We start from the raw sequence: 14,825 nt of genomic DNA, 5'->3' as shown, positions 1-14,825 counted from the left end.
TTTATCAAGATTTAAATATTATATTCTAGTGATTAGGTTTTTTTAATTGGGTTGTATTGGATGAATTCCTGCAAGTGTTGGCTTTACTGGTTTGATACTGCCATCAGCATTGAATTCTAACTTATCGATGCAAACTTCTCTGTGATAACCTGCTGCATTACCCATTTTAATTCCATTGGGTCTGCTAAAACGATGATAAATGATATAAGCTTTATCACTATTGGGAATTTGAATAACACTATTATGCCCTGTCCCATATATTCCCAGTTCGGGATCTTTTGCCAGAATTAAATTATTTTCAGGAATTGTCAGTATTCCTGTAGGAGAATCAGACGTTGCGTATCTTACACGATAATCTTCACTACGAGTGTCATTTTCGGACCATAGAAAATAATACTTCCCATTTCTGTAGAATATTTCAGTACCTTCTCTAAAAGTAGTATCAGGCGTCATCACTTTTATGGTATTTTCTTTTATGGAAACCATATCGTCATTTAGTTCAGCACAGGCTAAATAACCATTTCCCCAATATAAATAATTTTTACCTGTAACAGGATCTGTAAAAACATCCGGATCAATTTCCTGACCACCTTTTACACCTTTAGGTTTTTCTGAAATTAAAGGTTTCCCCGAATCCACAAATGGTCCTGTGGGATTGTCAGAAACGGCCACTCCTATTTTTTGTGCGGCAGCGAAATAATAAAAATATTTATATTTTCCATCTATTAGTTTTTCACTGATGGTTGGGGCCCAAGCATTTTTAGAAGCCCAACTCACATCCTTTTTTAAATCAAGAATAACTCCTTCATCCTTCCAATGAACCAAATCAGATGATGAAAATGTTTTAAAATAAGTTCCTGACCAATGCGAGAAACCATCACTTGTTGGATACAAATAATATTTTCCTGTTTTGTTGGAATAGATAATCTCCGGATCTGCATAATACCCTTCTAACACGGGATTATTATTTACTTTAGCGGTAATTTCGTATGTTTTTGTTTCTTTATCTTTAATGGAAAGGGTATAGTTTATTGCCTTCTCAGAAAAGTCCTGGGATAGAATTGGAGAAGAAGTAACTCCTGAAACCAATTCAAGGTTTGGATTAAAATTCTTTAAATCAGTGTCTTGTTTTACAGGAAGGTAGATAGTATTCTTTTCATCATCTATGACCACATTGCCCTTTTTAATGTTTTCTGAATTAAAAGAGAGGATTGCATTTTTATCAATAGTTCCCCATTTATGGATTAGCGCTTCCGTTTCTTTTTTTGTTATTGGAATTACTGTACCATGCCTTGGGTGAAAATTCATGGATATTTCATCATCAATTACCGAAAAATTAAGAAGGTCGGTACTTTTAGTAAATTGGTATTTTCCTTTCTTATATATATCGTACATTAGAATGTACGTATCTGAATTGATCAGTTTAAAAATACTTGACCCTTCCACAGCCTCATTGGTCTGATTCATATACCCATCATGTTGCACATAACCCTCGGTCAATTTATCTGACACCGCTTTCATAATACCTTTACCTTCCCCTTCGTTTTTGAAAAAGAGATGATATTTCCCTTCTTTATAGATAATATCGCCATCTATACAAGCGCTATTTGAAGGACTATAAAAAAGTTGTTTGGGCGTTGTCTCCAAACCCGTAAAATCTTTATTTGCGAAAGCATAGTATATTTTATCCGGTTCATTCCCGGTACGCATAGACCAGTAAACCATATATTTTTTACTTTGATTATCATAAATTGTTTGTGGTGCCCATACACGGTTTACTCCTCCAAATTCTTTCGGGAAAGTTTGTGGAATATTTATGATTGTTGATGACCAATTAATTAAGTCTGTAGATTTCATTAAAATCATGGCATGGTTAGACCAACCATCCTTTGGTACATAAAGGTCCGTTACTACCATATAAAATGTTTTTCCGTCTTCCCCTCTCAAAATGTGTGGATCACGTACACCGCCCGAAGAACTGATTTTCTCAGAGCTTACGATAGGATTATTATTATTAAGCGCATAATAATTGTACCCGTCTTTACTTAAAGCAAATCGTATTGATTCCTGTCCGGGTCCATTTCCTATAAAATAGGTAAATAAATAGGATTCATATTGATTTTTATCCACGACGGCATTCTGTGTTTTACATGCGGTAAAACTTATTGTTAATAAATAAAGAAATAAAAGTATAAAGCTCTTTTTATTTTGTTTTTTCATTTTTAAAAAAGTTGTTTCTTCTAGTTTTTTTATCAAAAATTTCTAAGTTCCATCTATCATACCATTTTAAAACGGGTTTACCATTATTAATTTCAATAGGCAACCATACATATCTCCCGTCAATAGGGTCGCTGGGTTTCCACCTGTCTGCCATAAAAATAAACGAATCCTTTTTACCTTGTATTGGCAAAATATAAGTGCTTTGTGAATTGAATGTAAGATTGGCATTTTCACCTATACAGGGGTTTCCCAAAGATTCCCATGGTCCCCAAATCGATTTTGATTTAAAAGATCGTGCCGCATTGGGATCCCATCCCGTACATCCTGAAGTAATCATATAATAAACACCCTCTTGTTTGAAAATAGCGGGAGCTTCATTATGTCCGGCAGGAGCAATGGTAGTCCACTTATTAGTGAAGCCCAAATAATCATCTGTAAGTTCCGAAATGTGAAGGGTAAGATTATCTTCGGAAGCATGGATATGATACGCCTTTCCATCCGTGTCCACAAAAATGGTCATATCTCTTGCCATTTGTCCCTTATCAAAATCTCTACGTATAAACAATCCTTTTTTTACTGCTTCTTTCCATTCCTCTGTCCAAGGTTTTAAACTTTTTTCTTCCGTAGAAGTTGATTTTAATTCTTCCTTAAAGTGTATTGGCCAAATACCTGCATTGGGACGATACGATTTTATATATTCAAAAGGTCCTTTAGGAGAATCACTCACGGCTACTCCTGTTCTGGCTGCCGAATATCCTTGATTTTTCAACTCTAAATGAAACCACATAACAAACTTCCCGGTTTTTTTATTAAAAATCACTTTGGGGCGTTCTATCACGCAACCTCTTGTTATTTCTGAGTTGGCATCTTCGGAAACATTTAATACAATTCCTTCATTTTTCCAATGGTAAAGATCTTTTGAAGAGTAACAACTTACACCAAATAATGTTGTATTACCCGCTCTACCGGAAGTTTTATATTCTCCATACCAATAGTATTTCCCTTTATCAAATAGAATCCCTCCTCCATGCGCATTGATATGCACACCGTCTGTGTCATTCCATTTTTCGCCAGGAATAAAGGAATAATTATTGCTGTTTTTGTTGACGCTACATTGCATAAAAAACAAGCAACCTAGTAAACTGAGTCCAAGTAAACCGGCTTTTTTGAAACTATAAAATTTGAACATCTAAAAATTATTTTATTTTTTTTGATATACTCTTACATAATCAATAACATATTTTGAAGGAAAACTATTGTCTGCTGTTTCTCCTCCTTCAGTCCCACCTACTGCCAGGTTGACTAACAAATAATGGGGTTGTTGAAATGGGATTATGGTTTGATTTACACTATTAAATGTGTCTTTCAAATCAGTCTCATTTAATAATTGATTATCCACATACAATTTAATCGAGTTTTCATCCCAATCCATTCTCCAAATATGGAATTCATTGGCCCAAGAATCATTTTTAAAATCTTCGAGTAGAGCAGTTTTGCTATCCCATGCAGTTGTCCCCGCATTTGATTTCCACGCAACATTTGCCAATATTTTCCCTCTATAATATTCCATGATGTCAATCTCTCCATTAGCAGGCCAATCCCCTTTGACTCCCAAAGTCCAGAATGCTGGCCACATCCCTTTTGCTACCGGAATTTTTGCCCTCATTTCAAATCTGCCATACTTCCACTCATGTTTTCCTTTAGTGATTAAGCAAGAAGAGGTAACTCTGATGGAATCCCGATTTTTACGCCAATCTTTATGGTCATAAGATACAAAATTTGGGTTTATTCTACTTTCCTTTTTGGCTTCTATTATAAGATATCCCTTTTTGCAATAGGCATTTTCCTTTTGATACCATTGATTTTCAATATTTCTAACAAATCCTAATTCATAATTCCAGTTTTTCTCCTCCGGAACTCCGTCAACATTAAATTCATCATTCCACTTCAGTTGGTATCCTTCCATTTTTGAAGGTCTACTTTCTTTTGTGGCACAACCAAAGGTAATTGCCAGTATAATTACCGAAATCCAGAATCCATAATTCGGAAATACTTTACTTTTTATCATACCAAATAATCCGTTAAACCATTCTAAATCGAATTTCTTCATTATTTAAAAAAGACAATCGATTGCACAAATATATTCTATTTTTTAACATCCACTGAAAAAAATAGATTAAATTTTATGAAAAACTGAATTCACTTTTCTATTAATAAAATGGTTCATATTCTCGGGACAATTAAATTAATTAAACTTTATAATAATAAAAAAGCCTGTGAAGTTAACTTCACAGGCTTAAACCAAATTTAATTATTTCTCTATTTCAAAATTAAAAATAATTCCTATAGGTGTTTTTTAATACCCAGGATTCTGATCTAATTTTGCATCTTTATTAAGATCAATTTCACTTTGGGGAATAGGCAAAAGAACGTTATAATCCTGTAGCCCATTTGTTGTTTCAATGTTACCGCCTGCCAGTTTTGCAGTACCATTTAATCTTCTGGCTCTTTCCACTAATGTACCTGTTCTAACAAGGGTCATTCGTCTATTCTCTTCCCCTATTAACTCTCTTGCTCTTTCATCTAATACAAAATTTAATGTAATGTCACTGGCTGTTACAGCTGGAGCATTAGCTCTGGATCGGAGAATATTAATATCATCTGCGGCACCTGCAAAATTACTTTGTTTCAATCGGGCTTCAGCTCTCAAAAGATAGGTTTCGCCTAAACGCATGAGGATGAAATCTTTCCACATACCATATCCAAAAGTATCCCTTGAATCAAATTGATTCCATTTCGTTATGTAAGGTGCATTTCTAAATATTGTGTCGCTTGCAAATGTTTTTAGAGTACTACCATCCGCCAAAGTAAATACGGCATCCTGGCTATATGGGAATTTTTTTCCAAACACGGCACTATACTTAGAAGCCGGGTTATTAAAATAATGCTGACGGTGTATAGAATATTTAGAGTTACGCATATCATTTCCTTTATAAAGGCCGTAAAGCACCCAATTATCCAACCTAATTCTTCCAATACCTCTACCTCCAAGAGAGTCAATTGGGAGCATTCCCGGAAGGTCATAATAAGCACCTACCCAATTTCTACGTTGTTGAGGATTACCAGTACTTCCACCAACTTTGTCCACAGGATTTTCTTGCTCCAAAACCCAAATAGCTTCTGTGTTTCCTTGTTTTCTTCGTTGATTTCCAGAGACAAACATATCCGAAAAAGCATCACCGGGTTGTCCGGCTTTGACCCCAAATCTGTTTTTGATAAGACTGAATTTCCCGCTGTTAATAATATCATTACATTGTTTTTCTGCAAGATCTGGCTTGTTTATACGTAAATACACTTCTGCTAAAAGTTGTTGCGCCATTGCTTTATGTGCTCTTCCTTTATGTGCTAATGCATCAACATCCGGAAGATTTGCAATCGCAAAAAGTAAATCGTCCTCGATTGTTTTATTCACGTCTGCTATAGGAGCTCTAACAAAATCTGTCTTGGCACCGCTTAAAGGTTGGGTGATTAATGGAGTTCCCCCAAATAAAGTGGCAAGCATATTGTATGAGTAGGCTCTAAAAAAACGAGCCTCTGCATTGTATGCATCTTTCTCTTGTTGAGTCATTCCCACTGAACTGGTACCCTCTGCGTTTGCTATCAATATATTGGCATTATTTATAATGCCATACAGATAAGACCAAACTCTAGACGAACCCCCATCTGTAGATGTCATCTGGGCATAATCAAAAAAGGGACGAGCCACTCCGTTTGATCTACCGGCCGGAGCCCACAATATATCAGTTCCTAAATTCCACGCACCAATATATGTTTGATCATTATCGGTGGTGTAGAAAGTACTAAACTTATTATAAAGACCTACTTCTGCCGCTTCATAGCCTAATTTGTCATTCAATGATTCTGGGGCAAAAGAATTCAATACCTTTTCATCTAAAAAGGAATTACTACATCCACTTAATGCAAACACTAAGCTGCTGATGCTAACTAAATATTTTATATGTTTTTTCATTTCGGTTTTAAGTATTAATTAATGTTATTAAAGCGATATGTTAAGACCTAAAGAAATTGTTCTAACCTGAGGATAATTATTTGTCCAATTCCCAGCCCCTCTTGAATCATAGCTTATTTCAGGATCCCAACCGTACCAATTTGTGAATGTATAAAGGTTTCTTCCAACCGCATATACCGTCATTTCCTTAATCCCAAATTTATTCAATTTAGCTTTAGGCAAGACATAACTTACTCTTACATCTTTAATTCTGATATAACTGTAGTCTTCAGCAAACTGGTATCCTCTGTAGTTTTTATAAGCTGAGAGTGAAGGCCAATAATTATCTTTGTTTTCAGGAGTCCAATATTTAAAATCTGCCGGCAAATTTCGTCTACCGGCTTCATCTGCATAGGTAAGATCCTTGTTACTTCTCAATCCGCCTTGAGAGGTTTCAATAAAAACGCTCAAACTAATATTTTTATAACTAAAAGTATTCGTTACTCCACCAACCCATTTGGGAGCTGTTTGTCCGCGAATAATCAAATCGGCTGAAGTAATTTTACCGTCTCCGTTTTGATCTTTAAATTTAAGGTCTCCCGGTTTTGCCACTGGATCAACCAAAGCAATAGTCGCTTCCTCTCCTGCTTGCCAAATTCCTAATTTCTCATAATCATAAACAACTCCCAGTGGCTTTCCAATAAACCATCTGTTACCTATGTCGTCTTTACCATCTCCATATAATTCAAGCACCTTGTTTTTATAGGTAGAGAAATTAAAGTTAGATTGCCATTTAAAATCACCTGTGTCAACATTCACTGTATTTAATGTTAACTCAATCCCTATATTCTGCATTTTTCCAAGGTTGTTCCAGATATTGTTATAACCTGTTATAGTTGGAAGATTTCTTCTTAGTAATATGTCTTTGGTTGTTGATTTATACACCTCTGCAGTACCACTGATTCTGTTGTTAAGGACTTTGAAATCTAAGCCAATATTGGCAGATGTCGTAGTTTCCCAATTAAGATTGGCATTCCCCAAAGAGTTATACAACACACCCGTCAAAGCTGTCCCGTCAAAAGGATATTGAACGGCACTGGCGGTAGTGGCAGTTTGATTTACCCCAATTGCCTGATTCCCGGTTTGCCCATAAGAAAGTCTCAGTTTTAAATCATTAACATAATTTAAATCTTTTAAAAAACTTTCGTTTTTAATATTCCATGCAAGAGCCACAGAAGGAAATAAACCATATTTGCTGGTATTTTTACCAAATGCAGAATATCCATCTCTTCGAGCGGTAATTGTCATTAGATAACGACTATTGTACGAATAATTAATTCTTCCCATTTGAGACAATAACGAAGATCCATTCCCTGTTGAACCTGTAGATTGGGTTGTGCCCGCTCCCAAGTTATAAAAAGACAAGCCGTCATTCAAAAACGTTACAGATTTTCCTGATGTACTAAAATAATCTGTTTTTTGGGAACTATACAAAGCCGTCACATCAATATGATGTTTGTTAAAATCCTTTGTATAGGTAAGAATGTTTTCCACTACCCAGTTAGTTGTTTCCGAGTTTGAAACATTTGCAGTACCACTTTGATCATTAGCTTGCCTTCCTGTGTAGCTATTATAACGACCTAAATTATAGGTATAAGAGGCATTCATACGGTATTTCAAATCCTTAATAGGAGTAACTTCCGCATAAGTTGAACCCGTTAGATTTCTACCCCTGTCTATTATATTCTTGGTTAAACCCAAAAGTGGATTTAAATATAACTGTTCCGGCTTCATAGGATATATATTATAATTCCCATTTTCATCGTATGGTACAGAATATGGGCTCATAGCTGCCGCTTCCAAGAAATTAACTCTTCCTCCATCATAATTATTTTCAGTAAAGAACGCGGAGGTTCCTATTTTTAAATAGTCATTAATTTGGGAATCTGCATTAACACGGAAACTTGTTTTTTTGTATTGATATCCTTTTACAACACCGTCTTGATTGAGATGGGAAGCAGAAACAAAATATTGAAATTTGTCAGTTCCGCTAGCGATACTGATATTGTGTTCCTGAACCTGGCCAGGTTGGGTAGCTTGTTTTAGCCAATCGGTAGTGATGCCGGCATTATAATTTTTTACCTCTTCTGAATTTGGTAAAACTGTAGCTTGGCTAAGACCATTAGCTTTCAAAAAATCTGCATATTTTTGCACATAGGCTTCAGTCCCCATTGGTTTTAATGCATGGGCAATACTTTCAAAACCAACATATCCACTATATTTAATGGTTGGTTTTCCATCTGTGTCATTCCCTCTTTTGGTAGTGATAAGAATTACACCATTGGATCCCCTTGTTCCATAAATAGCGACTGCAGAAGCATCCTTAAGCACTTCTATCGATTTTATATCATTAGAGTTTATGTCATTGGTTAAACCAAAAAAGGGAACACCATCCATAACAATTAATGGGCTACCACTGGCATTGATAGAATTCACGCCTCTAATTTGTACCGATGCGGAACTACCCGGTACGGAAGAACCTTGAGAAATTTTTAACCCTGCGGTTGTTCCCTCTATTGCCTGCAATAAATTGGTAACAGGTAAATTTGAAAGTCTATCTTTTGATACTGACACAACAGAACCTGTTATATCTGATCTTTTTTGCGTTCCATAACCTACAACCACCACTTCCTGTAAACTTTCGGAAGATGCTTTTAAGGTTATTTTGAATACCGTTTTAACTCCAATTGAAACTTCCATAGTTTCAAAACCTATAAAAGATACCGATAATGTTTTTGCATTATCATTTACTGTCAATATAAATTTACCGTCCAAATCAGTTATAGCCCCACTTGTGGCTCCTTTTACGATAACGGTTGCGCCTGGAAGCGGCAATCCCCCTTCATCAGTAACTACTCCACTAATGGTTTTTTGCTGTTGTATTTCTTTGGTTAGTTTTGTGACACTTATCGTGTTCGCTTGAATTTGAAATAAAGAAACAAATAAAAAAAGTAGCGTAAGTTTCTTTTTTAAGTCAAATCCCAAATCATAAAAATGTTTTTTGTTTATGGTAATAAAGTTTTTCATACTTGGTTAAATTTTATTGTTATACTAATAAAGTCTGCTTACCTTATTATATTAGTTGTAGATTTTAATATCTTTTTATAAGATAAATTTAATGGTGAAGTTTTTTACGTCATTGGCTTAAAATATTTCATAAATTATTGGTTAGGTTCGGTTAGTTTGTTCCATCAAAAATCACTTTATTAAATGTGGTTTTTACATTTAATGACGGCAATCGATTGCACAAATATATTCTATTTTTTTATATATGCTAAAAAAAAGTTAATTATTTTTTATGAATGTGAAAAAAAACTGCTATAATTTAATTAGTCAGCATTTATAAAGTTAATTTTTTTAATTATAGTGTTGTTCTATTGCATTTTTTTCTAAAGTAAAACGGCTTCTTTTTAGGTTAAACCCGATTTAAACATATTCATATATAGGATTATATTTATGTCTTACTTAGAAGTTTATTCCCATAAATATATTTCGTATTCCGCCCATTAAAACATTAATCAAACTTTAAAAAAAACCTGTGAAATGAACTTCACAGGCTTAACCAAATTCAAATTAAAAATGACTACTTAAGCTTTTTATAAAATCTTAAATTTATGGCACTATAGATCTTTATCTATTTTACTTGTTTTTTGTACCTTAACATAGCTTCTACTAAATAATAGTCTCCATAAGTTAAAGGCACATCTATTTCTGAATTTGCAGGCAGACTTCCCACACCGTGTTTTAACAAAAAGCCTCCATTAGTTCCTTCTTTGGCTATGTATTCATCAGATGTTAATGTTTTTAAAATAGTTTTAGCAGCTGTAAAATATTTTTTTGACAAGTCTTTATCAACATAAGCATCTAATTCCAATAGAGCAGAAGCTATAATAGCTCCCGCAGAAGAATCTCTTAAAGCATTTGGTATATTTGGCGCATTAAAATCCCAATAGGGTACTTTATCTTTCGGTAAATTAGGATGATTTAAAATAAATTCAGCGATAGCAACCGCTTGGTCCAAATATTTTTTATCTTTTGTGGCTCTATACATCACCGTATAACCGTACAATCCCCACGATTGGCCTCTTGCCCATGCGGATTCGTCAGCAGCTCCTTGGGCGGTTCGTTTTTGTTTTATCTCACCGGTTTTACCATTGTAATTTATGACATGATAGGAACTATGATCTTCCCGAAAATGATTTTTTAAAGTGGTGTTTGCATGTTTTACGGCAATATCATAATATTTCTTATCTCCGCTGTATTCACTCGCCCAAAAAAGGAGTTCTAAATTCATCATGTTATCTATTATTACCAGATAACTATCGTCAGGAGAATCCCACGATTTAATGCAACCAACAGTCTCATTAAAACGTGAGGCCAATGATTTTGCACTGTTCATTAATATTTCCGCATATTCAGGATTTGGATTTAAGCGATTGGCATTTCCAAAACTACAAAACATCATAAATCCAAGATCGTGTGTCTTTGTATTATATTGCTCCCTTTTTAAATCTTGCAAAACCCTATCTATTTCCCCTTTAAATATTGGTTTATTGGCTGCTTCATCTAAATACAAAAGCGTACCTGGATAAAAACCGCTGCACCACCATCCTGATTTACTGGTTTCTAATTTATCTTTGTCTGCATAATAGGTTTTTGGGTATCCTTCATTAGGCAACCTTTTCATCAAATAACTATATTGACTTATTCCACGATTAAGCGTATTATCAACCTGACTTTCTAATTTCTTATTTACAGCACAGGAACTAAATAGCAAAGTGGCACCCATACAAAGAATTAGGTTTTTCCTTATTTGTTTACTTTTTTGTAAAAACATTTGATTAAAGTATTTCTTCATTATTATTTTTTTATAAACTATTTTGGTAAATTATTTAATTCTAACACACTTATCATGCTGGGTGGTGTTTTTGCTAATCCTTCCCCATCAATTTGATTGACATTTTGCGAAAAAATATGCAATTTATTTTTCTTTTCCCAGAGTGAGATGTCATAATTTGGTTCCCATTGACCTATTGAAGTATCGGTTAAATCTACTATTTTCCAATTGATTTTTTCTGTCAATTTACTATAGGCTAATGATATTTTATTTCCTCTCTCTTCATCCCTAAAAAGAATGTATAATAATGGTTCGCTTCCCTTGTCATTAATTAATATATCAGGTCTTGATATAGGAATCAGCTTAGTGCCGCCACCCCCAAGATAAAAAGGAGTTTTTCTGAATCCAGTATTTATTTTTTTCCAATGTCCTTTATCTAAATAGACAATTTGATATTGAGGAATTTCATTTTCACTCCAATAGGTTACTATATAAGGATTCCCGTTTTTATCTACAGCCATTGCTGTTTGATTGATTAAGCTACTTTTTTGAGGAATTTTCCAAGCATATTCAGCAGTGGCGGCCGTTATAGGTAGTTTATATTTTTCCCCCGTAGATTTCTCCCAAGTTATGCCACCATCTTTAGACCGAGCATAACATAAATCATGATTGGTAGATACATCCCAACTTTCTCGCCATACCCATGAAAGGTGAATGACCCCCTGTTTATCTATACTAGCCTGCCAATATGCGCTCCTATTTTCTTCCCCATCTATCAAATTATTATGCAATTGAGTCCAATTTTTATTTTTTAAATCGTAGGAATTAATCACCATATTACCCTTTCCCGAAGCACCTGATCTATAAAAAAAGAGCAAACCCCCATTAGGCAAATTATAAAATTCAGGGTAGGATACTGTTCGCTCCTCTATACCCGTCATGGGTTGTTCTGCTCCAAGCTCTAAACTTAATGGCGCTTTGCTTTTCACATATCGAAGTGTCGTGTTATGATGATCCCAACTTACATGTAAAAACCCATCCCCATCAACAGCTATACTAATGTCATTATGGGCATCTTTTGTGTTTCCTTTATAAGGGGTCTTAACTTTTTCCCAGTTTGAAGAATTTATTTTTCGTTTTCCAAGAATGAGACAACTATTTTCATCATAATAGGCCGTAAACTGATAATGACCATACGTAGTTAAAGCATTTTTTCGAAATTTAACTGTGTTTACAGAATTATTATTCCATCCATATCCAATGTTTGTGTGCACAATTTTTGTTGTAGTACATGCTGACAAGCATAATAACAAACCACACAAACACCATGTAAATATTTTATTTTTTTTCATTAAATTATAAATTAAATATCATTTTTTTTTAATCTCGAATATTGATTCTTAATTTCAACAGTTTTCAAACATAAAGAAATTGGTCATAACCAACCCATTCTTTTCAGATTTGCTTATAGTAGGAATACGAAAAAATATTCTTACTTAGGAAATCCTCAGTTATTTCAATATACTTTTGTTGAATTATTACAATCGATTGCACAAAAATATATAAAACATTTAAATAAACCAAAATTATTTGATTATTCTCAACGGGTTGATAAATATAAAAAAACCAATTATGATTTTTCCAGAATTCAGGGAGCCTTTAGGAATGAAACGACCGTCTTCGAAATTTGATAATATTACAATCCGTTTTCTATGAGTTGAGCATGAAAAACACTTTCTGAGAAATAATAAAATTTAATCCCCTTCATACTAACAATCTATATATTGAAATAAAGCAAAAATACAATCCCTAAAAAAATCAATTAGTTTGAATACACATAATACAATCGATTGTATTGTTAATTTTTTTTTGTATTTTTGTAAACGTTTTTAATAAAAACTTAAGATACTGATAATTAGTTAAATATAGTTATGACAAATAATTTAAAAGTGCGATATGCCTCTTCACCTCAAGATGTTAAAATGTATGACACAGCAAGATTGCGTGAGGAGTTTTTAATTCAAAATCTGATGGAACCTGATACGATAAATTTGGTATATACCCATTATGACAGATACATTGCAGGCAGTGCTGTACCAGTCCGGTCTTCTTTAAAATTGGAAACTTTTGCCCCTTTAAAATCAGACTATTTTTTAGAGAGAAGAGAGTTGGGAATTATTAATGTTGGAGGAAGTGGTTCTGTCTCTGTTGATGGAAAAAAATACAATTTGGACTATAAAGAAGCCTTATATGTGGGAAGAGAGAATAAGGAAGTAATTTTTAATAGTGATGACGCTACTAACCCTGCGAAGTTTTATTTGAATTCCACCCCTGCCCATAAAGTTTTTCCGACTAAAAAGATAAGCCTAGAAGATGCTGAAGTTGTAGAACTAGGTTCTATGGAAACTGCAAATGCCCGAACAATCAGAAAATTAATAGTAAATAGTATAGTGGAAACTTGTCAAGTTCAAATGGGAATGACTGAGTTGAAATCCGGGAGCGTATGGAATACTATGCCCGCACACGTACATGATAGAAGAATGGAAGTGTATTTTTATTTTGAGGTTCCCGAAGATCAGGCTGTATGTCATTTTATGGGGGAACCGCAAGAAACAAGGCATATATGGGTGGCTAATAATGAAGCCGTAATTTCTCCCCCTTGGTCTATTCATTCTGGATCCGGAACAAGTAATTATACTTTTATTTGGGGAATGGCAGGAGAAAACTTAGACTATGGTGATATGGATTTTTGTAAAATAAACGAATTAAAATAAATTTAAAAACAATAATTATGTCAATTAACTTATTTGATTTAACAGGCAAAACTGCATTAATTACTGGAGGCGTTCATGGTTTAGGAATGTCAATTGCAAAAGGTCTTGGCCATGCAGGAGCTAAAATTGTTATTAATGGGCATTCTTCACAGGAAAGTATTGACGCGGCAATTAAAGAATATCAGTCAGAAGGTATTGAAGTTTATGGCTATTTATTTGATGTCACAGATGATGCTGCGGTAAAGGTCGCTATTGAAAAAATCGAAAAAGAAGTGGGACCAATAGATATTTTGGTTAACAATGCAGGCATTATTAAAAGAATTCCTATTATCGAAATGGAGACTGTAGATTTTGAGGCAGTCATTAAAGTTGACCTCATAGGGCCATTTATTGTTTCTAAATATGTGGCTAAGGGAATGATCGAAAGACGTTCTGGAAAAATAATCAATATATGTTCCATGATGAGTGAATTGGGTAGAGATTCAGTAAGTGCTTACGCCGCAGCAAAAGGGGGACTAAAAATGCTGACCAAAAGTATGGCAACTGAATGGGCTAAATTCAATATTCAAACCAATGGAATTGGACCAGGATATTTCGCAACCAGCCAAACAGCACCTATTAGAGTTAACGGACATCCTTTTAATGATTTCATTATAGGCAGAACTCCGGCTGGTCGCTGGGGAGATCCTGCCGATTTACAAGGAACCGCTATTTTCTTAAGCTCAAAAGCAAGTAACTTTGTTAATGGTCATATTGTTTACGTTGATGGAGGTATTTTGGCAACAATAGGAAAACCATCCAATGAGTGTTAAAACTTTAATTATTTTATGAGAATATGAAAATCACCACTAAGACATTCTGATATAATAAAATAACTGACTCTATCCTAAAAAATGTGTACGTTTAAAAATAAAGGGTTTGACTT

Annotated in this window: 9 protein-coding genes; 2 read left to right on the top strand and 7 right to left on the bottom strand. The window is 34.3% G+C overall.

Annotated features, from left to right (window positions below; genetic code table 11):
- Positions 1–42 precede the first annotated feature (42 nt).
- From B2145_RS01835 to B2145_RS01805, 7 genes are all read right to left on the bottom strand, one after another.
- Positions 43–2,220: a family 43 glycosylhydrolase gene (locus tag B2145_RS01835; protein ID WP_291097525.1), complete on the bottom strand. Its 2,178-nt coding sequence runs from the start codon at positions 2,218–2,220 to the stop codon at positions 43–45.
- Positions 2,204–3,409, bottom strand: coding sequence for a glycoside hydrolase family 43 protein (locus tag B2145_RS01830; RefSeq protein WP_349677737.1), 1,206 nt, complete (start codon positions 3,407–3,409; stop codon positions 2,204–2,206). The genes B2145_RS01835 and B2145_RS01830 overlap by 17 nt, the downstream gene beginning before the upstream one ends.
- A 12-nt stretch (positions 3,410–3,421) precedes the next feature.
- A complete protein-coding gene (locus B2145_RS01825; protein WP_291097523.1) occupies positions 3,422–4,330 on the bottom strand; it encodes a glycoside hydrolase family 16 protein in 909 nt (302 codons plus the stop codon).
- A gap of 246 nt (positions 4,331–4,576) precedes the next feature.
- Complete coding sequence (locus tag B2145_RS01820; RefSeq protein WP_291097521.1) at positions 4,577–6,250, bottom strand: RagB/SusD family nutrient uptake outer membrane protein; 1,674 nt, start codon at positions 6,248–6,250, stop codon at positions 4,577–4,579.
- Positions 6,251–6,277: 27 nt separating this feature from the next.
- Entirely contained in the window at positions 6,278–9,316 is a 3,039-nt protein-coding gene (locus B2145_RS01815; protein ID WP_291097519.1) for a SusC/RagA family TonB-linked outer membrane protein, read from the bottom strand.
- 607 nt (positions 9,317–9,923) lie between these two features.
- Positions 9,924–11,147: a glycoside hydrolase family 88 protein gene (locus B2145_RS01810; protein WP_291097517.1), complete on the bottom strand. Its 1,224-nt coding sequence runs from the start codon at positions 11,145–11,147 to the stop codon at positions 9,924–9,926.
- 17 nt (positions 11,148–11,164) lie between these two features.
- The gene (locus tag B2145_RS01805) at positions 11,165–12,478 is read right to left on the bottom strand and encodes a BNR repeat-containing protein (RefSeq protein ID WP_291097515.1); all 1,314 of its coding nucleotides are present in this window, start codon (positions 12,476–12,478) and stop codon (positions 11,165–11,167) included.
- Between the two features lie 579 nt (positions 12,479–13,057).
- Here B2145_RS01805 and kduI point away from each other — a divergent pair.
- On the top strand, positions 13,058–13,900 hold the full coding sequence (kduI, locus tag B2145_RS01800; RefSeq protein ID WP_291097513.1) for a 5-dehydro-4-deoxy-D-glucuronate isomerase: 843 nt from the start codon (positions 13,058–13,060) through the stop codon (positions 13,898–13,900).
- A 17-nt stretch (positions 13,901–13,917) separates the two neighbouring features.
- A complete protein-coding gene (locus B2145_RS01795) occupies positions 13,918–14,712 on the top strand; it encodes a gluconate 5-dehydrogenase (RefSeq protein WP_291097511.1) in 795 nt (264 codons plus the stop codon).
- Positions 14,713–14,825: the final 113 nt, after the last annotated feature.

The organism is Flavobacterium sp. UBA5153 (genome assembly GCA_002413745.1).
Lineage (GTDB): Bacteria > Bacteroidota > Bacteroidia > Flavobacteriales > Flavobacteriaceae > Flavobacterium.
Note: the sequence above shows the minus strand (reverse complement) of the source record. Positions and strands in the feature narration are given on the sequence as shown.

Coding starts and splice junctions, on each gene's coding strand:
- B2145_RS01835 (WP_291097525.1), bottom strand. CDS start 2,220: ATGAAAAAACAAAATAAAAAGAGCTTTATACTTTTATTTCTTTATTTA.
- B2145_RS01830 (WP_349677737.1), bottom strand. CDS start 3,409: ATGTTCAAATTTTATAGTTTCAAAAAAGCCGGTTTACTTGGACTCAGT.
- B2145_RS01825 (WP_291097523.1), bottom strand. CDS start 4,330: ATGAAGAAATTCGATTTAGAATGGTTTAACGGATTATTTGGTATGATA.
- B2145_RS01820 (WP_291097521.1), bottom strand. CDS start 6,250: ATGAAAAAACATATAAAATATTTAGTTAGCATCAGCAGCTTAGTGTTT.
- B2145_RS01815 (WP_291097519.1), bottom strand. CDS start 9,316: ATGAAAAACTTTATTACCATAAACAAAAAACATTTTTATGATTTGGGA.
- B2145_RS01810 (WP_291097517.1), bottom strand. CDS start 11,147: ATGAAGAAATACTTTAATCAAATGTTTTTACAAAAAAGTAAACAAATA.
- B2145_RS01805 (WP_291097515.1), bottom strand. CDS start 12,478: ATGAAAAAAAATAAAATATTTACATGGTGTTTGTGTGGTTTGTTATTA.
- kduI (WP_291097513.1), top strand. CDS start 13,058: ATGACAAATAATTTAAAAGTGCGATATGCCTCTTCACCTCAAGATGTT.
- B2145_RS01795 (WP_291097511.1), top strand. CDS start 13,918: ATGTCAATTAACTTATTTGATTTAACAGGCAAAACTGCATTAATTACT.